21 protein-coding genes and 1 tRNA gene are annotated in these 21,773 nt (G+C 34.9%); 10 read left to right on the plus strand and 12 right to left on the minus strand.

Features of this window, described 5'->3' with window-relative positions; translation table 11 throughout:
* Nucleotides 1-50: 50 nt before the first annotated feature.
* On the minus strand, nucleotides 51-2,219 hold the full coding sequence (locus BM084_RS14865) for a TonB-dependent receptor (RefSeq protein ID WP_093305784.1): 2,169 nt from the start codon (nucleotides 2,217-2,219) through the stop codon (nucleotides 51-53).
* A gap of 32 nt (nucleotides 2,220-2,251) precedes the next feature.
* Nucleotides 2,252-2,632 (minus strand): DUF6660 family protein, encoded by a 381-nt coding sequence (locus tag BM084_RS14870; RefSeq protein ID WP_075327695.1) that lies wholly within the window; start codon nucleotides 2,630-2,632, stop codon nucleotides 2,252-2,254.
* A gap of 90 nt (nucleotides 2,633-2,722) precedes the next feature.
* On the opposite strand from BM084_RS14870, the gene BM084_RS14875 reads away from it, so the two are divergent.
* The 3 genes from BM084_RS14875 (at nucleotide 2,723) to BM084_RS14885 (ending at nucleotide 5,544) form a co-directional block, all read left to right on the plus strand.
* The gene (locus BM084_RS14875; protein WP_083634210.1) at nucleotides 2,723-3,169 is read left to right on the plus strand and encodes a pyridoxamine 5'-phosphate oxidase family protein; all 447 of its coding nucleotides are present in this window, start codon (nucleotides 2,723-2,725) and stop codon (nucleotides 3,167-3,169) included.
* A gap of 330 nt (nucleotides 3,170-3,499) precedes the next feature.
* Entirely contained in the window at nucleotides 3,500-4,810 is a 1,311-nt protein-coding gene (locus BM084_RS14880; protein WP_093305786.1) for an alginate export family protein, read from the plus strand.
* Nucleotides 4,811-5,022: 212 nt separating this feature from the next.
* The gene (locus tag BM084_RS14885) at nucleotides 5,023-5,544 is read left to right on the plus strand and encodes a DUF4494 domain-containing protein (RefSeq protein ID WP_075327698.1); all 522 of its coding nucleotides are present in this window, start codon (nucleotides 5,023-5,025) and stop codon (nucleotides 5,542-5,544) included.
* A gap of 189 nt (nucleotides 5,545-5,733) precedes the next feature.
* On the opposite strand, the gene BM084_RS14890 is transcribed toward BM084_RS14885, so the two are convergent.
* Nucleotides 5,734-6,609 (minus strand): DUF808 domain-containing protein, encoded by an 876-nt coding sequence (locus tag BM084_RS14890; RefSeq protein WP_093305788.1) that lies wholly within the window; start codon nucleotides 6,607-6,609, stop codon nucleotides 5,734-5,736.
* Between the two features lie 254 nt (nucleotides 6,610-6,863).
* Between BM084_RS14890 and BM084_RS14895 the strand changes: the two genes are divergently transcribed.
* Nucleotides 6,864-8,048 (plus strand): PepSY-associated TM helix domain-containing protein, encoded by a 1,185-nt coding sequence (locus BM084_RS14895; RefSeq protein WP_093305790.1) that lies wholly within the window; start codon nucleotides 6,864-6,866, stop codon nucleotides 8,046-8,048.
* Between the two features lie 44 nt (nucleotides 8,049-8,092).
* On the opposite strand, the gene BM084_RS14900 is transcribed toward BM084_RS14895, so the two are convergent.
* Nucleotides 8,093-9,061: an ion channel gene (locus BM084_RS14900; protein ID WP_093305792.1), complete on the minus strand. Its 969-nt coding sequence runs from the start codon at nucleotides 9,059-9,061 to the stop codon at nucleotides 8,093-8,095.
* A 192-nt stretch (nucleotides 9,062-9,253) separates the two neighbouring features.
* On the opposite strand from BM084_RS14900, the gene BM084_RS14905 reads away from it, so the two are divergent.
* A complete protein-coding gene (locus BM084_RS14905; protein WP_075327702.1) occupies nucleotides 9,254-9,805 on the plus strand; it encodes a DUF3347 domain-containing protein in 552 nt (183 codons plus the stop codon).
* 3 nt (nucleotides 9,806-9,808) lie between these two features.
* The gene (locus tag BM084_RS14910) at nucleotides 9,809-10,270 is read left to right on the plus strand and encodes a DUF305 domain-containing protein (protein ID WP_075327703.1); all 462 of its coding nucleotides are present in this window, start codon (nucleotides 9,809-9,811) and stop codon (nucleotides 10,268-10,270) included.
* 237 nt (nucleotides 10,271-10,507) lie between these two features.
* Here the strand turns inward: BM084_RS14910 and BM084_RS14915 are convergent, their stop codons facing one another.
* Nucleotides 10,508-11,350, minus strand: coding sequence for a tetratricopeptide repeat protein (locus BM084_RS14915; RefSeq protein ID WP_093305794.1), 843 nt, complete (start codon nucleotides 11,348-11,350; stop codon nucleotides 10,508-10,510).
* Complete coding sequence (locus BM084_RS14920; protein ID WP_075327705.1) at nucleotides 11,350-11,868, minus strand: hypothetical protein; 519 nt, start codon at nucleotides 11,866-11,868, stop codon at nucleotides 11,350-11,352. The genes BM084_RS14915 and BM084_RS14920 overlap by 1 nt, the downstream gene beginning before the upstream one ends.
* 920 nt (nucleotides 11,869-12,788) lie before the next feature.
* On the opposite strand from BM084_RS14920, the gene BM084_RS14925 reads away from it, so the two are divergent.
* The 4 genes from BM084_RS14925 to BM084_RS14940 all read left to right on the plus strand — a co-directional run bounded on the left by BM084_RS14925 (nucleotide 12,789) and on the right by BM084_RS14940 (nucleotide 16,419).
* Nucleotides 12,789-13,151: a hypothetical protein gene (locus BM084_RS14925; protein ID WP_075327706.1), complete on the plus strand. Its 363-nt coding sequence runs from the start codon at nucleotides 12,789-12,791 to the stop codon at nucleotides 13,149-13,151.
* A gap of 90 nt (nucleotides 13,152-13,241) precedes the next feature.
* A complete protein-coding gene (locus BM084_RS14930) occupies nucleotides 13,242-14,432 on the plus strand; it encodes an ATP-binding protein (protein ID WP_093305796.1) in 1,191 nt (396 codons plus the stop codon).
* A gap of 404 nt (nucleotides 14,433-14,836) precedes the next feature.
* Nucleotides 14,837-15,157: a helix-turn-helix domain-containing protein gene (locus BM084_RS14935; RefSeq protein ID WP_075327708.1), complete on the plus strand. Its 321-nt coding sequence runs from the start codon at nucleotides 14,837-14,839 to the stop codon at nucleotides 15,155-15,157.
* Nucleotides 15,157-16,419, plus strand: coding sequence for a type II toxin-antitoxin system HipA family toxin (locus tag BM084_RS14940; RefSeq protein ID WP_093305798.1), 1,263 nt, complete (start codon nucleotides 15,157-15,159; stop codon nucleotides 16,417-16,419). Before BM084_RS14935 ends, BM084_RS14940 begins: the two co-directional genes overlap by 1 nt.
* Nucleotides 16,420-16,964: 545 nt before the next feature.
* On the opposite strand, the gene BM084_RS14945 is transcribed toward BM084_RS14940, so the two are convergent.
* The 6 genes from BM084_RS14945 to BM084_RS14970 form a co-directional block, all read right to left on the minus strand.
* The gene (locus tag BM084_RS14945; RefSeq protein ID WP_075327710.1) at nucleotides 16,965-18,203 is read right to left on the minus strand and encodes a site-specific integrase; all 1,239 of its coding nucleotides are present in this window, start codon (nucleotides 18,201-18,203) and stop codon (nucleotides 16,965-16,967) included.
* 231 nt (nucleotides 18,204-18,434) lie between these two features.
* Nucleotides 18,435-18,508: transfer RNA gene (locus BM084_RS14950), tRNA-Arg, on the minus strand.
* 88 nt (nucleotides 18,509-18,596) lie between these two features.
* Complete coding sequence (locus tag BM084_RS14955) at nucleotides 18,597-18,866, minus strand: ATP-dependent Clp protease adaptor ClpS (protein WP_093305800.1); 270 nt, start codon at nucleotides 18,864-18,866, stop codon at nucleotides 18,597-18,599.
* Between the two features lie 50 nt (nucleotides 18,867-18,916).
* The gene (gene prmA / locus BM084_RS14960; protein ID WP_093305802.1) at nucleotides 18,917-19,750 is read right to left on the minus strand and encodes a 50S ribosomal protein L11 methyltransferase; all 834 of its coding nucleotides are present in this window, start codon (nucleotides 19,748-19,750) and stop codon (nucleotides 18,917-18,919) included.
* 1 nt (nucleotide 19,751) lies between these two features.
* Nucleotides 19,752-20,504 carry a triose-phosphate isomerase gene (gene tpiA / locus BM084_RS14965; RefSeq protein ID WP_093305804.1) on the minus strand — a complete coding sequence of 251 codons (753 nt, stop codon included), beginning with the start codon at nucleotides 20,502-20,504 and terminating at the stop codon, nucleotides 19,752-19,754.
* 139 nt (nucleotides 20,505-20,643) lie between these two features.
* Complete coding sequence (locus tag BM084_RS14970; RefSeq protein WP_093305805.1) at nucleotides 20,644-21,738, minus strand: BT_3928 family protein; 1,095 nt, start codon at nucleotides 21,736-21,738, stop codon at nucleotides 20,644-20,646.
* Nucleotides 21,739-21,773 lie beyond the last annotated feature (35 nt).

Raw genomic sequence — 21,773 nt, forward strand, 5'->3', positions numbered from 1 at the left:
TGTTTTTTAAAGCGGAAGCAAGAAACTTCCGCTTTAAAACAGGTTTTTATTTATAAAAATAATTTTATCCCTCCATTTACTACAAAACCATCAACCGGGGCATAAATATCCCTAAATTGAGGATTGGAAATAGAACCGGTATATATAGAATCAAACCGGGTTTGACGGGTATCGGTAAAGTTTTCGAAATTCAGGAAAATTGAGAAATCTTCCCATAACTTTTCCATCATTAAACCAAAAATCCAGTATTCCTGTCCGGTTGCGCCGTCGCTTAACTGCTGCGGACTAAAATAATAACCCTCCAAACCAATTTTAAGTTTTTCATGCTGCTCATACATCAAAACATTATTTAAACGGTGTTTGGAAACCAGCGGCATTTCAAAGGTATTTCCGTTCTCAGTGCGGTCTACATCTGCATAAGTATAACCGGTAAATAATTTAAAATCTTTATAGCCAAACTTTAAATTTGCTTCTATTCCCCTGCTTTCCACAAACCCGTTTGGTTGTAAATATTCAAAAACGCCTTCTGCAGTATTTTCAAGAATTATGGGCTTATCAATTTTAGTATAAAAGAAAAGTGTATTGCTTGTAAATTCTATAGTTTCAAAAAGTTCGGTTCGGTAATTAATATCAAAATTTCCCCCAATGGAATTTTCGGCTTGGGTAGTGCTCACATCAATAGGCATCACATTTCTAAATTGAAGTCGTTCTGCATCTTCGGTAAAAACCGAAGGTGTTTTGTAGCCCATTCCTCCTCCAATCCTAGTGGTAATGGCATCAGAAATTGTGAACATTGCCGAGATTCTTGGTAAAACAAACCATCCATATTCATTTTGATAATCTGTTCTAAGTCCGCTTTCCAGTTGAAACCAGTCAGTAGCCCGCCAATTATTCTGAACAAAAGCTCCATACGTTAGATGCTCATAATCTACCACGGGAGCATCAGTTAAAATATCCTGTTCAAAGCTATCTACCCATAAATTGAGGCCACCAATCCATTCCATTTTATCACCACCCAAAACTACAGAAGCTTCATTATAAGAGGCAAACTGGTTCCCTGCAAAAATATAGTCACCGGTTTGAATTTCCCGGTCAAAAAAACTGAAACTATTTTTTAGGTTAAAGCGATTATCATCATTCCACGAATGCTCAAAACCAGACTGTAAAGTGGTTCTAGCCGTATTATTTCTCTCAAAAAATGGGTCTTCCACGTCTTCACCTTCCAGGTAAGCTATATTCCCACCGGTGCGTTCTTCCACCGTAGTATTCACTCCCACATCTAACTTCGTATTTTCTGAAAACTCGTAAAACACCCTGGGATTTATAGTATAACGATTAAATTCAGGAATAGCGGTTAAACCAATATCTGCAGGGTCGTAAGGAGATCCAAGGTTGTAAGAAGCAAAAACGGTAGTCCCCAATTTCCCATAGGTATCAGCATAAAATCCGCTAAGATCCAGGCCCAATGCTGAGGTTGCATTCAGCATAAAATTAAGTTCTCTTTCCTCTCCCGGAGTTTTGGAAATAAGATTTACCAGTCCGGCTATGGCTCCACCGCCGTACAGAGTAGACGAAGAACCTTTAATTACCTCAACCTGTTGCAGGTCTAAAGGTACAATTTGAAGCAAGCTGAGACCACCGGAAAAACCGGAATAAAGCGGATATCCGTCTTTTAATAGCTGTGTATATTTTCCATCCAGCCCCTGGATTCTAATACTTGAATTACCGGAAATTGCTGAAGTTTGCTGAGTTTGAATTCCCGTAGTTTCGTTGAGCAACATCCTAATGTCACCGGGTTTCATATTTCCTTTTTCGGTGAGTTCTTCGCCAGAAATTACTTCTACCCGCGTAGGTAAATCGGCAATACTACGCCGGGAACGGGTAGATTGAATAATAACTTCTTCCATTTCTTCCCCGCCGGGTTCAAGAAAAATTTCCAACGTATCCTGGGTGGCTCTGGGAAAATCCAACGTGATTTCTTCTGAAGCAAAACCCACAAAACTAAATACAATTGTTTGTTTACCATTTGGGATTTTGGTTAAAGTAACTTCGCCGTCTATATTTGCAGTGGCTCCAATATCTGTTCCCGAAACTACCGCATTAGCCCCAAGTAAAGGCATTTTATCTTCAGCATTTTTAATTATGGCTTCCAGGGAATTTTGTCCCACAGCGTTAAAAGCGACCAGGAAGATCGCCAGTTTAAATAAGATTTTAATCATTATGAAAATTTAGGTTATTATTAATTCTGTTTTCAAGAAATAATAACCTGTTTTGGCGGTTGCCAAACTCTTTCGGCATAATCGGCTTCAACACTTTTAAAAGTGAGTCCGAATAAATTTGAAAATGGTATGGGGTGAAGGTCAGGGACCGTCACAATTTCATCTGTATTTGGAATAAAACCCGTACAACTTCCGCAGCTTATAAAAGGAGAGCATAAGGCGCAATCATCGTTTTGCTGATCCTGATTTTCAGAAATTTTTATCTCAGAAGCTGATTCACAATCATCGCCTATACAGCAAGGATATGCTGAAACAAGCAAGCAAAATATGCCTAAAAAAGTTGCCAGGATTTTCATATTTTCAAAAGTAAGAAATTCCTGAGAAGGAAGATTATTTTTAATGATATCCGTCATATTTAATTTCGAGATTCCGCAATAAATTAGACCGAATTTTAAAGCAGAATTATTTCTTATCGTTATTATACACCTTCTAAATTAAATATTATGAGAGCTATGACCACAGAGGAAAGTATTAAGCTACTCGCCCATAATTATATAGGCAGGCTCGGCTATATTTCCAGGGCAAGAGGAGAAATAATTCCGATTACCTATTATTATAATCCTGAACAGCACAGTATTTTAACCTATTCGGGGCAGGGAGGTAAAATTGAAGCCATGCGCAAAAATCCTTTGGTCACTTTTCAGGTAGATGAGATTTCATCATTAGAAGAATGGAAATCGGTTTTATTGTACGGCAAATTTGAAGAATTAGAAGGAGCAGATGCTAAATATATGCTGCGTTTATTTTCTGAAGGCGTAAAGAAAGTAATAAAAAATACAGGAAATCCCTGCCCAGATTTTATTGAAAATTTTTCCAGTAAAAGTAACTCAGAATCACCTGTAGTTTACCGTATTAATATTGATGAAGTTAATGGACGCCAAAGAGAGTAGGTTAAAGCTAAATAATTTGTAATTTTTTAATAATTTTAAGCCTATTAATTCACTTGATTAAGCAAACCACCGCATTTAATTAAACTTATAATATGCAGGGGAAACCCGAAAAATTAATAAAATTAATTTGAAGAAATTTTACTCCACTTATTCTAAGACCAGAACTGGACCCGAGAGCCAAAGCTCCCACTCAGCCAGGATAAAATCTCAATTATTTAGAACCACATCCCAGCAAACGCACGAGGCGTATATGGCAAACAATTGTTTAATTTTCGCGGCAAGCTTCGGAGTATTTTAATCACGATTATCAAATAAATAAAAGATTTATTGATGAAAATTTTTAGGCTTGTAAACCTGATACTTACGTTATTTTTTGTATTTACAAATAGTGTATATGCCCAGTTTAATGTTGACGGGCAAATTGTTCAAAGAGGCGAATACCGCCACGGTTACGGTAAACTTATTGAAGAGAACCAGGATGCAGCTGCTTTTATTGCGCAACGCGCCCGTATAAATGTACAATATGAACTGGAAAAATTTAAATTCTATGTGAGTATTCAGGATGTTCGTACCTGGGGAAACGCCCCGCAGGTAAAAGCCAACGATAATTTTCTTTCCCTGCACGAAGCCTGGGCCGAAACTTTTTTATCTGATAATTTTAGCATCAAATTAGGCCGGCAGGAACTCAACTATGATAATTTTAGGTTCCTTGGCAATTTAGATTGGGCATTACAGGGAAGAGCTCACGATTTCGCACTCTTAAAATATGAAAAAGGCACAACAAAGTTACACGCCGGGGCAGGTTATAACCAGGATAACCAAAGCCTAAGCGGGAATTTCTTTAGTACACCCAACCAATATAAAGTCGCTCATTTTTTGAGGTATGAGAATTTTAGTGGAAAGTTTAATTTTTCGGTACTCTTCTGGAATAATGGATTACAATATTCTAAATTAGACACTAACGAAGAAGTAATTAATACCGGCATCTATTACCGGCAAAGTCTGGGTTTTCCGACTTTAAAATATCAGTTAGGAAATACAACCTTAGCAGGTTTTTATTATCATCAATTCGGTAAAGATTTGCAGGGCAGAAAAGTGAATGCTTTTGATGCCAGTGCCCAGATTTCTCAAAGCATTCCCCTGGATTCAGAAAACGGAAAAAATCTAAAATTTACCCTGGGAATAGAATTGCTTAGCGGCACAGACCCTGGCGGTAATAACGGAGAGAACAATTCTTTCTCTCCGCTGTATGGTACTAACCACGCCCATAACGGATACATGGATACCTTTTATGTTGGCGGCCGGCACGAAAATTCTGTGGGTTTACGGGATATATTTCTTAGGACGAGGTACAATTTGAATCAGAAGTTATTTGTGTCTCTAACCAATCATGCTTTCAACAGTTTTACGCCTTATTCTGGATATGACGATTTTCATCTTGGTTATGAAACAGATCTCGCCCTTGGATTTATTCTGAATAGATCGGTTTCCCTTCAGGCGGGTTACAGCCAGTTTTTTCAAGACAACAATCTTGTAAATTTGCAAAATGTACAGAACCCGGCCGGAACGCAAAACTGGGTCTATCTTATGCTAATGTACAGGCCCACAATGAAAAATAGGTTTATAGGTCTACTGTTTTAAAAAAGACGATTAACTGATTAATTTCTGAATGAATTCTGTTCAAATTATCTAAAAAGGTCTTAAAAGATTTATTGTCAAATCATTATCGCCGGATTTATATAACATAAAAATTTCATCAGCTTATATGTTTAAAATTGTGAATATCTATTAAGCATATTGAATGGCTGACGCTTTTTAAATCCTATTTTTGAAGCCCTAAAAAAATATAGATTATGAGCGTAATTTGGTTTGAATGTAAGGTGAAATACAAAAAAACACACGAAACCGGAGAACAGAAAATGACCACAGATACCTATCTTTTAGATGCCGTATCTTATACCGAAGCTGAAGCAAGAATTAGCGAAGAGATGACTGCCTACACCAGTGAGGATTTTAGAATTATGAATATAAAAGTCGCTAATTTTTCTGAAGTGCATCCTTTTGAAAATTCTGATAGGTGGTTTAAATCCAAGGTTTCCCTCGTGGCTTTAGATGAAGAAAGTGGAAAGGAAAAAAAGACAAATATTTACCTGTTAGTCCAGGCGAATGATGTGAAAGAGGCTTTTGAAAATACTACCAAAGCAATGGAAGAAACTATGGGAGATTACTCCATCCCTTCTATTACGGAATCTCCAATTTTAGATGTATTTCCATATTTTAGCGGTGAGGAAGAACAACTGGAAAAATTTAATGTGCTTGATGCCGATGAGTCTTCAGAAGCAGAAACGGCTGAAGATACTGAAGAAGTTGTATAAAATTTATTTTCAAAATAGAAATAGGCTGGCTTAAAGTAAAGTATCAAATCAATTGGCCTTAGATTCTAAAGTGTTTTTGCTATAAAACATCTTAGATTCTGAAACCAGTTCAGAATGATGAATTGAAAACTTTTAAGCCAGCCTCTTTTTTTAAAGTTTCTCTTAAAGAATTTTCAGTTTAGATAAAACCTAGTTTTTAAATTTCTTCCAGATTTTAATACCGAGTTTTATAATAACAAAAACTACAAAACCAACTACCAGGCCGGTTAGAAATTCTACGATAATTCCAGGAATATTTTCAAATAAACCGTGGAAGAAATCGAGATTGTGTACAAAAATTCCTCCCGAAACCAAAAGCAAAGCTATGGTACCAATCACCGATAAACTTTTAATAACTTTAGGAAGCGCACTTACCAGAAATCGACCAATTTTATCAGAAAAACTATTTTCTTCCTCGTTTAAATTTATAAGTTTCGCACCAAACTCATCCATTCTTACAATTAGGGCTACAATACCATAAACCCCTACGGTGGCAATAATCGCAATTAGGGTAACCACAAGAATTTGCGTAAGTAAAGGCTCCTGCCCTACCGTACCCAGGGCAATAATTACAATTTCTACCGAAAGTATAAAATCGGTTAAAATTGCAGATTTTATCTTCTCTTTTTCCCGGCTTAAAACTTCTTCTTCTGATAGTTTTTCGAGTTTCGGTTTTTCCTTTTTATGAGAATGAGGAAATAAGTACTCGTGAACTTTTTCGGCGCCTTCATAAGCCAAGTAGAGCCCGCCAATTATAAGAATAACCGTAATTGCCGATGGCAGAAAAGCACTTAACAAAAATGCCGCTGGCAAAATAATAAGCTTGTTTAAAAAAGAACCTTTAGTAATTGCCCATAAAACCGGTAATTCCCGGGCAGACATAAAACCTGAAGCTTTCTCTGCATTAACCGCAAGATCGTCACCTAAAAGTCCTGCTGTTTTTTTTCCGGCCACTTTTCCCATCACCGCTACATCGTCCATTAAAGCTGCGATATCATCTAAAAGGGCAAAAATTCCTGACGCCATAATTATTTACTTTAATGCCGAAAGGTAAGTGTATTTAATAAATTGAAATCTAAATATTATTGTAATAATTCTTTCAAATTGAATGCACTATGGAATTAACTGCAATGAAGATCTCTATTTAAAAATATTCTAAATAAAATTTGTGCTTTAAAAGAGAACATTTTACTTTCGCTTTAATATTTATTTAGACCTATTCTAATTAGATATAAAATCAACAATGATTATCCGGTAATGGCCGGGTTAAAATTTGGGTAATGGATAAAAATAAACCGGGAAAAAAGTTCAGAAAATACATTAGAACCCTTCATTTATACCTTGGGCTGGCCACAGGTTTAGTTGTTTTTATAGTTTCTATTACCGGTTGTCTTTGGGCGTTTCAGGAAGAAATTACCGCATTAACTTCTAAAGTGCCAGAAGTTGTACCGCAAACCAACCCGGAGATAGATCCATTAGAAGCTAAAAATATTGCGCAAAGTGTTTTTCCTGGAAAATATATTCACGGCACTTTATACGGAGGAGGAAAAAAGCCTATTGAAGTTATTTTTTATGAAGAAAAACCGGAATTTTACCAATCGGTATTTCTTCATCCCTGGACCGGAGAAATTCTTCATACAGAAGATCATTTATCAGGATTTTTTCATTTTGTTTTAGATGGTCATATGCATTTATGGTTGCCTAAAGAAATAGGAAGCGAAATTGTAGCCTGGAGTACTTTTATTTTCTTTCTTATGCTGGTTTCTGGCATTATACTTTGGTGGCCTAAAAACAAAAAAGTTAGAAAACAACGCACCTGGTTTCAATGGAAACCAACCACCAGGTGGAAACGTAAAAATTACGATTTGCACCAAATTGTTGGTTTCTATGCCAGTTTTATAGCGGTTATTTTCATCTTTACCGGGCTTGTAATGACTTTTGAAACTTTTGCTAAAGTATTTTATAAAGGTATTGGAGGAGAAAAAGAAGTGGTTTTCGCGGTTCCTGAAAATACAAATGGAAGCTTTAAAAATGTACCAGGAAAAGATGAACCCATTAGAGAACTAATGCCCTTTTTGAAGGAAAAGTTTCCCGGGGCAAAAGACTTTGAAATTCATTATCCCCATGATGAAAACCATAGCATTTATGTAGAAGTTAGCAATAGTGATGGCATTTATTACGATTCAGATTATAGATTTTACGACCAGAATGACCTTACTGAAATTCCTTCAAAAACTATTTACGGGGTCTACGAAGAAGCCGGTGTAGCCGAGAAAATATTAAGGATGAACTACGATATTCACGTGGGCGCAATCGCCGGTTTGCCGGGGAAAACTCTGGCCTTTTTAATTAGCTTATTATGTAGCTCCCTGCCGGTAACGGGCTTCCTTTTATGGTATGGTAGAAAAGTGAAAACAAAAGCTCCCCAACGGCAGGAAAAACAGGTTTTAGCTACTTCAAATTAATAATTGACAATTGCTTTATGCAGGAACCGGTTTTCAGAACAACCTCAACTTTTAGCAAAAATATCTTCCCAGGTATAGTTTTCACTTCTAAATAATCCTTCCAATATATTCCTGCGTTTTTGTAGGTCTTTTTCAACTTTCTTAGAGTTTAACGAAGGAAAATTATAAGACTCACCCGCGTTATCTCCTATTAATAAATTTGAAGCGAAATTCTTTTCCATAGCTTCTAAGAAATCAGACAAAGAAGAGCGTAGAACATTTAATTCCTCCCTGTATTTATTTTCTTCTATGGAATAAAGAAGAATGCTAAGTGCTTCGTCTAACCTTGCAATATTAATACTAAAACTGTCCCGTTTCTTACTTTGCCTGTAAAAATGAACTACCGGATATGCGTGATGATTTACCGCATGTTTATCTATTAAATTTTGTAGCTCTGAGATTTGCTGGTAGGTGAAAGATGAATCAAAACTTAAAATATTCGTTGCTATTTCCCGTGGCGTTTTTCCTAGGTGATAAATACTTTTAGACAGGGTTCTTTTATTTACCAGTGCCGATGCAACCGAGAGAAAATAGGTCATTGAACTGGTAAAGAAAATAAAACCAAAGAAGGAAAATGCACCGGTTAGCATTTCAAATATTGCGGTTGTTGGTGTGAAATTTCCCATTCCCAGGGTGGATAGCGTATAACTTGTAAAATAAAGGCGCTCCCAAAAGTTTGCTATTTTACCACTGCTATTGGTGATAGCTTCGGGATTTGAAGAGAAAACCAAAAACAGACCACCCCAAATTAGGAGAAGCCAGAAAAACAGGATCATAAGATTCACGAACAAACCATTATAATTGTATGTTTTTCTACCAAAAATCTTTACCCCAAACTGAATGATCTTATCAGATAAAATAGAAATATTCCTCGAGACGAACCCGGTACCACTTCCCGAAAGCGTGGTGAAAAAAAAGTCGTGAATTGCTATAAGTAATAAGACAATTCCGATAAATAGTAATATTCCAGACATTTATTATTTTTTAAAATTTTTCTTCAGACTTCTAAAGGTAAAAACAATTTGATTAATCTTTCGTATAAATTCAAATTGGTAGCAGCGCCTGGCATTGATTAGTGTCTGGGCTATATTTTTATGAAAATTTTAAAAAAGACCCGCTTAATAAGCTATACCTTAGATACTCATGTATAATCTATGAGCATAGTTATGAAATATACAAGAAAGTACTGGTTGCTTCCCTTACTGTTTTTTGTTTTTACATCCTGTAATGATAATAAACAAGAGCAAAGCGTAGAAGTAAAAACCGAGGAAGAAGTTAAAGAAAAGAAAGAAGAAATACCTGATATTGCCGACAGCAGTTTTAAAGATGGGATGACAGGTACCGTTTATCATTATTATTTAAAAGTACGAACCGCTTTATTTAACGATGACCTGGAAGCTGCTAAAGATGCTTCCCAAAATATTGCAAACAGTTTTGATGATGATTTTGCCGAATTAAAATCTCTTTCGGAAGAAATGGCGAAAGCTGAAGATATTGAAAAGTTAAGAAGTACTTTTTCTGATTTTTCTGTTGAAGTTGAATCCCTATTTAAGCAAAACCTTTCTGAAGGAACAATTTACAAACAACACTGCCCAATGGCTTTTAATAACAAAGGAGCATTCTGGTTTGCAGAAGTTGAGGAAATTAAAAATCCTTATAAAGGTGAAGAAATGCCGAAATGTGGCAGTATAAAAGAAACAATCAAACCAAAAAAATAAATTATGCAAAAGGGAAATTATGCAAAATTTGGATTAATGATGTTAGTCTCATTCATAGTAATGTACGGCATCATGTTCTTAAATGCTGATAAGTTTGAATATGTGATGTTAAGCACGATGCGAACGTATATGACACTTTTAATGATAACAGCTATGGCGGTTATTATGCTATTATTTATGCTGGGGATGTATAAGAACAAAACCCTTAACGCAATTATATTAGTGGTTTCTATAGTTGGTTTTGGTTCTGTTTATTATATGATGCGTACACAAACCGGGATTTCAGACGTTCAATATATGAAAGGGATGATTCCCCACCATGCTTCGGCAATTTTAACCAGCCAGGAAGCCGATTTAGAAGATCCCGAAACCAAAGAACTTGCTAAAGAAATTATTGCCGCTCAAAAAAGAGAAATTGCTCAAATGAAGAAAATAATTTATAGACTGGAAAATGAGGAGGAATAATACATAGAAAATAATTTCCAGTAGTGTAGCAGTAGAATATCCTGCCTATTTATAGATTTTAATTTTTCTACTTCTAATCAGGCTTTGCTGCGCTTTTCCTTATAAAATAGCTTTCCACTTAAGAATAGGAATACCAAAGGGATTAAGGAGATTGGACTATATTCTTCTTTGTTCAGAAAACTTACAATTAAAAGAATTGCCGCAATTATTACGATCATCAAGTTTTCAAATCTTGCTTTATTCATCATTTATATTTTTTGAAACTTTTTTTAATTGATTCTCAATATCTTCAAGGTATATTTTATCCATTGGATTTGAATAGGGATCAGAAATTTGCTTTCCTTCCTTGTAAAGTTTCCTGGCTTTTTCCAAAGACGATTTATATTCAGTGGGTTTATCTAAATTCAAAAAAGCTAATGCCGAATAATATTGATTTTCAGCTAAATCATTATTTTGAGATTGTTTTTTAAATAATTCAATTGCCTGCTCAAATCTCTCGGTTTCTAAATAAAGTACCCCGAGATGTAAATAATCATAGGCACCTACAAAATCTTCAGCCTCATTTAGTTTTATTTGGTTTTCAATAATTGCTATTGCTTTTTCTTTTTCCCCAATTCCTTTATAACACAAGCCTTTTGCTATGTTTAAATGATAAGTTCCATTTTGGCCCTGACCAATGTCGTAATCTACCAAACTATCTAACTTTTCAATATCCTTAATCGCTCCTTTATAATCTCTAAAAAATTGGTAGCGACACCAGCCCCTATATCCAAGATGTTCTTTTGGGTTGAGCTCTACAGCTTTATCTATAAGTTTTTTCCAGGTTACAAAATCTCCACTTTTAAGATAAGCAATAGATTTTGCCCAGTAAGCATAATCGAATGTGGGATCTATGGCTAAGGATTCGTCCAGAATAGTTTGGTATTCTTTACTAAACTGGTAATGCTTTCCAGCCTCCATCGCTTTTATACAGGCTTCGTATTTTAATGTGTTTCCCTGATATTTGTATGCTTCGCAATTGGGTTGTGCAAATAATCCGGAAAATGAAAACACCAATAATATTAAACTTAGCTTTTTCATTAAGGCAAAATTTCGGTTAGTTGGCCATCTTTAATTTTAAAAATGAGATACATATAATAGTCAATAGGATCATCCTGGCGGTAAAAAATTCCCCATTTTTCAATACCTTTGGTTATAGTTACAAGTTGATTAACTATTTTATTATCAAACTCAATTTCCTCGAAATTTTCATCAGATTGCAATACTCTAAATCGGCCTGTTTTACCTTCACAGTTTACTATAAAACGCAACCTGATAAAGCCGTTTTGATCACTATCTGACAAGGTTTCGTATTTTGACTTAAAAGTGTTTAGAATAGACGATTTTTCTCCGGTATAAACAGGACCCTGGCCTAAATTGAAATACTGAAGAATCTGACTATCACCATTGCAAACTTTAAAGGTTACATCATCAATCTTTTCATTTTGCGCTATGTCACCAACCCAGCGTGAATATGATTGTTTTTCAGTATTTTTTCTATCAGATTTGCAACTTAGCAGAGCAAATAGGGTAGATATTATTAAAAGTGATTTTTTCATTCGGTTTGTTCAAATGGCCAACAGATCCATATAATTTTTACAAGCATTCCTTTCTATCTATTTTAAAAATTCAAAACCTACATCCATTTAAAATAAACTTTAATAGATTGGAAATATAGATCCTATAATGACTTATTTATTATCCCCCATTTTATTAATAATCTCTCTTAAGAGCCCATTTTGTTCTTCTCGTAAACTGATAAATTTGTTAACCCACTTAAAGATCAAATAAAGTATTCCAAATATTATTGCGAAATAAACAATCATAATTATAATCGGAAAAAAAGAAAAAAAGCTCATATTTTATTTTTTAGTTATTAATTATTGAAAAAAGCGTGTAGGGAGCGATTGCCATTTTGTTAATGAGATCTTAAAAATAGAAAAAATATTGAATTTTTTGCTCAAATATTAAGAAATACCTGTCCAAAAATTGGTATCTTTTAATAAACCTAAGAGTAAACATATTATAAACTCTTTTATAAATACTTGTTCAGAAAATGAGCAAGAGGTTATTGATTATTTTAAAGCAAAAAATAGAAGCTACTTATAGGCAAAAAAATTCTATAATTTTTACGAATCCATAGGCTGGAAATTGAATGGTAAAAATCCGATCACAAATTGGCAGGCCTTTGCCCGAAGTTGGATGCTGAAAGCTGATGAAATAAAAAATGATCCAAAGTCTAATTCACCGTCCCAGAACCGAGACAACTTGCATACTGGCACCTATAAAAACTATGGAGAGCCTTTATAGATTTAAAATTGGATTAAATTCAAAATTTAATCCAATTTATTTTTACGTTTATCCTCTTTTTTATTTTACTTAGTTAACGAAAACAACTTGGGACAGTTGTAAGTGCAATACTGCTTTCGCACAGTTATTTAATGTTTGTAAAGGTGAACAGTACTAATTAAAATTAATTATGAGTTTAGATGTTCAGTTAATTAGAAAAGTATATTTAAGTTACGATGAAGGTAAAACGCATATTGAGAAGGAAGAAGAATTGTATTGGGCCAATATCACTCACAACTTAAATAAAATGGCAGCGGAAGCTGACATTTATCAAGCATTATGGCGACCTGAAGAAATTAATTCGACCAAAGCAAAAAATATTATTAAATTACTTGAAAAAGGATTGAAGGATCTAAAATCAAGACCTGAATATTTTGAACAATTCAACTCGAGTAACGGATGGGGTTTATATGAGAACTTTGTGCCATTCGTTGAAAATTATCTGAAAGCATGTAAAGAATTTCCCGACGCTGAAATTTATGTTAGCAGGTAATTTTTGCTTTAACCAAAAAGTAAAAAAACAACAAATTGCTTTCTACAAAAAGCATAAAACAAGTATATTTGCTTTTTACAGAAAGCAAATATGGAAAATTTATTATTAGAATTTCAGTCAAAAATTGCACGGATACCCTTAGCAATACAGCGTTATCTTATTGATCAAATTGATTTAAACAACAGGCTTATTGCTATAAAAGGAGCAAGAGGTGCGGGAAAAACAACATTGCTTTTACAGCTAGCAAAATTACATTTGCCAATATCATCCAGTCTTTATGTGAGTTTAGATCACCTCTATTTCTTTGAAAATAAACTGTATGATTTAGCGAAACAATTCAACCAATTTGGAGGAACGCATTTATTGCTTGATGAAGTTCATAAATACCCTAATTGGTCAAGAGAAATAAAACTGATTTATGATAACTTTCCAGAGCTTCATATTATTTTTACATCATCTTCGATGCTCGAAATCTATAAAGCTGAATCGGATTTAAGCCGAAGAGCTGTTGCATATGATCTAAAAGAACTCTCTTTCAGGGAGTTTATTGCTTTTGAAACCAAACAAAAAATTCAACGCTATACATTTTCAGAAATTTTAGCGAGGCATAACGAAATTGCTGATGAACTTTTAAATGAAATAAAACCTTTACCACTATTTGACAAGTATTTAAAAACCGGGGTGTACCCTTATTACAAAGAGAATGAAACGCTTTATCTTCAAAAATTACAAAATACCATCAACCTTATTATAGAAATCGATATCAATGCGGTAGAAGATTTACATTATGAAACCCTGGTAAAACTTAAAAAACTATTGATCAGTATAGCTTCCAGTGCTCCCTTTACTCCTAACATTACAAAATTGAGTGAAAAAGTAGGAGTTTCTCGCAATATGTTGGTACAAAGTATAAAAATACTGGAACGTGCCGGTCTGGTGAATGAGTTGTATAAAGATACTTCCGGAATTGGTATATTAACCAAACCTGAAAAACTATACTTGAACAACACGAATTTAATGTATGCTTTAGCAAAAGAAAACACCAATATTGGGAATGTTAGGGAGACGTTTTTTTTGAATCAGTTTAAAGGCTTACACGAAATCAACCGATCAGAAACTGCTGATTTTTTAATTGATAAAACCTATACGTTTGAGATAGGCGGAAAGAACAAAAGTAAAAAACAAATAGCCGGTACAAATAGTGCCTACATTGCAAAAGATGGTATAGAGATAGGTTTTGGAAATATCATTCCTGTTTGGCTTTTTGGTTTTATGTACTAAATGGAGAGAAGGGTGATGGCAAAGAATGTGCAAATAAAACAAAAGACTATTTATGAAAGTACTTTACTTTGCTACGCATTTTCCATTAATAATCACTTTTAGATTAGTTTCATTAGGCACTTGATTTGTGGTGATTGCTCTAGGTTTTGTATTAGCTAAAATCCGATTGTCTTCATTTTGTATATGTATAATATCTTGGGAACCATTTAGGCTCAGATTTTATGCTTTTAACCAGTTCGTAAATCGGGAGGAGGTCAATTTGTGCTGAGTGAAATCCAAGACAATACATCTTACTTTATTTATGCTTGGGAACAATTTAGTACAATATATTCATAGAAGTACTCTTCAATAACGTAAAATACTATTTACTATTTTACCTATATTTGTAAAATATATTTAACGTTATGTCTAGAAACAAGATTGTATTATTGCCTAAAAACAAAAAGCTTTTACAAGCAGTGGGTGAAAATATTAAGTTAGCACGCTTACGGAGGAAACTGACGATGGATCAGGTTTCAGAACGAGCAGGGATTTCCCGTCCAACGCTTTCATCTTTAGAGAAAGGAAATCCTGCGGTTTCTTTAGGTATTGTTTTGCAAGTTTTATTAGTATTAGGTCTGGAGAAAGATATATTGCTTTTGGCCGACGATGATGTATTAGGTAGAAAAATACAGGACGCCGATCTAACCGTAAAGGAACGCGCCCCAAAAAACACTAAGAAATAATGGCACTGGAACGAAAAGAAATATTGGTATATGCGCATTGGGATGGAATTGAATCTCCATTCTTAATGGGAAGTTTATATGCTACGCCATCTAGGGGCAAAGAAATATTTTCCTTTGAGTACGATAAAGGATGGTTACGATCGGATTATGCACAGATCATAGATCCAGACTTGCAATTGTTCGAAGGTGCTCAGTACCTGAATGATGAAAAATCCAATTTCGGAATTTTTTTAGATTCTTCACCTGACAGATGGGGACGGGTGCTGATGATGCGTAAAGAGGCTGCTAAAGCCAGGAAAGAAGAACGCCGACCTAAAACTTTAATGGAATCAGATTATCTACTCGGAGTTTACGACAATAACCGAATGGGAGGACTTCGTTTTAAAACCGCACAGGATGGTGCTTTTTTAGATGATGATGAAACTATGGCCGCCCCACCTTTTGCTGCACTTCGAGATCTTGAATTTGCCAGCTTACAACTAGAGAAAGAAGATGCCTTAGATAACCCAGAATATCTAAAATGGCTCAATATGCTAATGGCTCCGGGGTCTTCTTTAGGAGGTGCAAGACCTAAAGCCAATATTAAAGATATTGATGGCGATTTATGGATTGCTAAATTTCCAAGTCAAAATGATCGCCAGGATATGGGCGCCTGGGAAATGCTAGCGTATCGACTTGCCATTCAATCCGGTATTGAAATGGCACCGTCAAGAGTACAAAAATTTTCACACCACCAACATACATTTCTAACACAACGATTTGATCGTAAAAATGACGGTACCCGCATTCACTTTGCTTCTGCAATGACTTTATTAGGATATACTGATGGAACGGATTATCAAGATGGGGTTAGTTATTTAGAGCTGCTGGAATTTTTAATGCAGAATGGGGCTGATGTTGAAAATGACCTCCGGAAGTTATGGAGACGTATTGCGTTTAATGTTTGTATTTCGAATACGGATGATCACCTTCGCAATCACGGATTCCTCTTAACGGATTCCGGTTGGATACTTTCGCCGGCTTATGATATCAATCCAACTCTGAACGGCACCGGTTTAAAACTTAATATTTCAGAAAATGACAATGCTTTGGATTTAGACTTGGTAAGGGAAGTCGCTCCTTATTTTCGGTTAAAAGAAAAAGAAGCCAATGCTATTATCAATAAAATTCAGCAGAATGTAGCCCAATGGGAACAACTAGCGACGGATTTAAGTATTCCAAGAAATGAAATGGAATTAATGAAAAATGCGTTTAAACATTAAAATAGTTCATCAATACTATTTCTTACAATAAAATGATATTTTTGGACAATCAAGCAGTTCTAATTAGGGGAAGCTTACAAATTACCCTATCTGTTTACAAAAAGTAAATTTAGAGTGATAAAATTTGTTAATCAGATTCTTCAAAAACCTGTAAACAAATAACTTTGTTTACAGAAGTTGAATTCAAAAAAATTTGTCTTTCAAATCTACCTTTAAACTGGAAACAAACCTTTTTGCCTACAAAACCTGAATTCAAAAAAATTTGTCAATTAAATCACGAAATAAACTAGAAATAAATTATTCCATAATTTTAAAAGGATATTAAAATACGGAGAAACAAAGAATATTATAAACAAAAAACCTTGAAAATCCTCCGATTAACAAGGCTTTTAAGTATTTGATCTTGCACTGTGGCCATTTAAACCATATCTGTTCATGGAATTTTAAAAACACCATAACTTTCATTACGCCCATTTTTCAATGTACAAAAGCCTTAAGAACAGGATTGGTTTAATACCTACTATCAGATTTCGTTTAATCTATAATTAAACATTAGGTTTCCAATTCCTAAGCTTTCTGCTGAGTTCAGACATATCTTGACTTAATTTATCTTCAAGAACTCGCGCATATATTTGGGTTGTTGCTATTTTCGTATGCCCCAAAAGTTTAGAGACAGTTTCTATAGGTACTCCATTGGAAAGCGTAACAGTAGTAGCAAAAGTATGTCTGGCCATATGGAAGGTTAAATTCTTCTTGATATCACAGAGATCAGCGACTTCTTTTAAATAAAGATTAACCTTAACATTGGTTATAACTGGCAAAAGACTTTGGCTTATTTCTGTCATTGGATGATCCTCATACTTTTCGAGTATCTCTAGAGCTTTATCCAGTAAAGGTATCTTAACTTTGGCTTTAGTCTTATTTCTTGAAGTGAAAAGCCATTTCTGGCCGTCCAGACCATTCCTAACATTATCCTTGGTTAAATCATTCATATCTGTAAAACTGATTCCTGTATAACAGCTAAAAACAAATAAATCCCTCACCCTATCCAAACGGTCATTATGAAAATTAAAATCCTCGATTTGTTTTAACTCACTAAGATTTAGAAAGTCTCGTTCCTTTTTTTGAAAAGTAGGTTTCCAGCGTATAAACGGATCCTTTTCAACCCATTCCAAATGAAAAGCAAGAGTTACTATTTTACGAAGTCTCTGTAAATGCTTCATTACCGTGTTATGACTCATGGCGTTCACATGGCCTTTTGGCCAGTAGTTAAAAAGGAAATTCGCAAAGTCATTGATAAACTTATAATTAAGTTCGTTCAGATAAATAGTGGTCGTCTTAAGTTCTTCGTTTAAGAATTTAAGAACATATTTCTCTGTAACACCGAAATTACGGATGGTTCCTTTGGTAAGCGTTTTCTCAATCTTTTGTTTGTGATACTCTAAAATATCTAACAAGGTTTTATCTCTAGGCCCTTCCCCTAAAAAATTTGATTTAAGAAGGTCTGCGGTTACTTTTTTATTCTGGAACCTTAAGTCCTGGTAATTCTGGAAAATCTTTGTTCTGGTCTCCGAAATGAGATTATTAGCCTCCCTAGCTTGTTTAGAATTACCATCGACACGTTGTGTTGAAGGATCCCAAAGATCGAATGGAACTTTAGATTTTAAACTAATGTTTACTCTACGGCTATCTAGAGAAATTCGAACGTAGAGATTGGCTTGATTGTTTTTCACTCTGGAAGCATACACCCAGAATAAGATGGAAAATGTTTTAGAAGTACGCATAGTTATCGTCTTTAAATTAATATTCAGTTAAAAGACGAAAGTCAAATCCACAAAAAAATTTAAGCTACTGGTAATCAAACTGTCAACATGTTGACAGGATAAATTTTTATGTTGACGATTTGTTAGATATTAAATATAATAAAAGTCTTTCTAACAAAACCCCTAAAAAACATAAAACCCTGTAAATCATAGCATTTACAGGGTTTTGATATCATTTGAATTCTCTAAAAGTGACCTTGCCAGGATTCAAACCTGGAACCTCCTGAGCCGTAATCAGGTGCGCTATTCAGTTGCGCCACAAGGCCATTAAAATATCGCTTTTCCTAGGTGGTTAAGCGGCTGCAAATATATTATTATTTTTATAATCTGAAAAGAATCTTCAAGTTTTTTGATCTAAATTATCTCTGCATTTAATCCCTCTTCCAGTAATTTTGAACATCTGGGTTTTAAATCATCAAAAGAACCGGTTTTAACAATACATTTTCCTTTGTAATGAACCAGGATAGCACATTGTTCTGCCTGCACAGGAGTATGCTCGCAGGCATAGATTAAAGTTTCTATTACGTGATCAAAAGTATTGTAATCGTCATTATAAAGTACGATCTCATTCTCCTTCTGCGTAGTGGTCTTTACTTCTTCTAATACTTCTTCTTTAGTACTCATCGTCATTTACAATTTTAAAGCTTCAAAGATACAAATTATCTATAAAATGCTTACGCTGAAAACTTTACAGCAACCCAATTACTTCGCTCAATATGTTCTATATAATTTAAACCTAATTTCTGGCAGGCTTCTGTTATCACCGGGATATCCTCTTCGTAAAATCCGCTTAAAAAAAGATTTCCACCTTTTATAAGGCAATCTTTATAAATTGGAAGATCTCTAAGTAAAATATTACGATTAATATTCGCCAGGATCATATCATATTTTCTATCCTGTAATAATTCGGCGCCGCCCTCTTCTACATTAATATTATCGCAATCGTTTCTGCCCACATTTTCCAGGGTGTTTTGGTAACACCAATTGTCGATATCTATGGCATCTACAAACTTTGCCCCTTTCATACTTGCCAGAATCGCTAAAACGCCAGTTCCGCAGCCCATATCCAGAACCACTTTCTCATTCCAGTCGTTTTTTAAAATATGCTGAATCATCATATGTGTGGTAGCGTGATGCCCGGTGCCAAAAGACATCTTTGGCTCAATCACGATATCAAATTCTGTATCGGGTTCTGGATGAAATGGCGCCCTAACACTACAAATATCGTCTACCATAATGGGGCTGAAATTCTTTTCCCATTCTTCATTCCAGTTTACCTGCTCAATTTCTCCTTTGGAATAGGTAATTTGAAATTCATTCGATTGTAAAATATGAACCCCTGCCAGAAGATCATCTTCATATTCTTCGGCAGGGATATAGGCTGTAAGGCCGTCTTCTTCTTCCACAAAACTCTCAAAACCCAAATAGCCAAGCTCTGCTACCAGGATTTCTGAAGCAGGCTGAAGCGGCTCTATTTTAAACTTGAATTCGAGATAATTAGAAGACATATTAAAAGGCGTTTATAATTTCAACAAAATCTACAGCTTTAAGGCTGGCACCCCCAATAAGTCCGCCGTCTACATCTTCTTTAGCGAAGATCTCTCTAGCGTTGGCCGGTTTCACACTTCCTCCATAAAGAATAGAAACATTTTGCGCGATTTCATCATTAAATTTCTCTGCAATGTTTTTTCTTATAAAAGCGTGCATTTCCTGTGCCTGTTCCGGGGAAGCAGTTTCTCCCGTTCCAATAGCCCAAACCGGCTCGTAAGCCAATACCACATTTTTCCAATCTGAATCTGAAATCTGGTATAAACTCTCCTGAAGTTGTTTCGCTATTAGATCAAAATGTTTATCGCTCTTTCTATCGGCAAGTTCTTCACCAAAACAAAAGATAATTCTCATCTCGTTTTTTAGGGCTGCATTTACTTTTTCGGCAAGAATATCATTAGTTTCTCCAAAATGAGCGCGGCGCTCACTATGGCCTAAAATTACGGTATCTACACCAATACTTTTAAGCATTTTTGCTGAAACTTCTCCTGTATAAGCTCCATTTTCTGCCTGATGCATATTTTGCGCCACAACCTGTACCGAGGTATCTTTTAAACCCTGAAAAGCAGAGTATAAATTAGTAAAAGCAGGTGCCACCATAACCTCAGCCTGCGGCTCTTTTACCAATTGCATTTTTAAATGTGAAAGCAGTTCTTGCGTTTCAGCAAGATCGTTATTCATTTTCCAGTTTCCGGCTACTATTTTTTTTCTCATAATTTCTTAGTTGATTTTATTTATTTCCGCGGAAAAAATCCGCACATCTACAAATATATTGATAAGAATAAACATAGCTGCGCCCAAGCCGAATGAAGATTGGCTTTTTACCAATATTTTAAAAAAACTTAAGGATGATTTATAATTTTATATCCTCAGCATCAAACCAATGCTTTTTCTGGGTAATTGTGCCGCTCTCTAAAACTAAAAGACCTGGGTTAGACCTTACAATTGTTTGCAAAACCTTTTTATCTACCTGGTAAAATTCAAAATCGAGTTTGAATTTATTGATAATTTTTTCCTGATCTGCATCATTTGAAGCAGTTAAACCAACTACTTTATACCCTTTTTCATCAGCTTCGGTCGCAAGTTTTTGTATAGCTTTAAATCCTTCCTGCTCGGTATGTGAGAGATCATAGGCCACCACCATAAAAAGCTTTTCGGCGTCAAGAATTTGACTGGTCATAACCTCGCCATCTTTTTCTATTTCAAAATCCTGAATTGGCGGTACATAACCTTCTTCTACCATAGTAGTTTGCACTTCAACAAATTCACCTTCTTGGTTGGGGTAACTTCCATCTGTAGTTACGTTTACTTCTTCGCCATTATGAAGAAACGTCCATTCGTATTCATAAATCGCTTTTTGAGCATCTTCGGGAACTTCCATTAACTCCGGAATGTTATTTCCAATTTTATAAGCTCTAAAATCAAAAACCGGTAAGTGCATCAAAACGTGATAACAAAACCAAAAGGAAAGCATAAAAGACAAAAAGATAATCCAACGGTGAGAAATTGGGTTTAAAACCGGGGTGATCAATTTTCGATTAAAAAATAGAATTAATATGAAAATGAGTAAAATCACGTCTTTTATAAAAGACTGCCAGGGTGTTAGCGGTATGGCATCGCCAAAGCATCCACAATCTGTCACCTTGTTAAAGTAAGCCGAATAAAACGTAAGAAACGTAAAGAAAACGATCATTAACAGCAGGCTCCAAACGGTGAATTTGGGCAGGTAGCCTATTAAAATCATTATTCCTACTACCAGCTCAAAAACCACTAAAATAATGGCAATTACCAAAGAGTAAGGCACCAGAAATTCCAGTCCCAAAACTTCAGGACTAAAATATTCCTGGAGTTTGTAAGAAAATCCCAGCGGATCGTTGAGTTTTATAAATCCTGAAAAAATAAATAATACACCAACCAGTACTCTGGAAATTCCTACTAATAATTTCATTCTGTTTTATTTAAATAATGCTTTTATCTCCTAAA

It is taken from the genome of Salegentibacter agarivorans (genome assembly GCF_900113135.1).
Taxonomy (GTDB): Bacteria; Bacteroidota; Bacteroidia; order Flavobacteriales; family Flavobacteriaceae; genus Salegentibacter; species Salegentibacter agarivorans.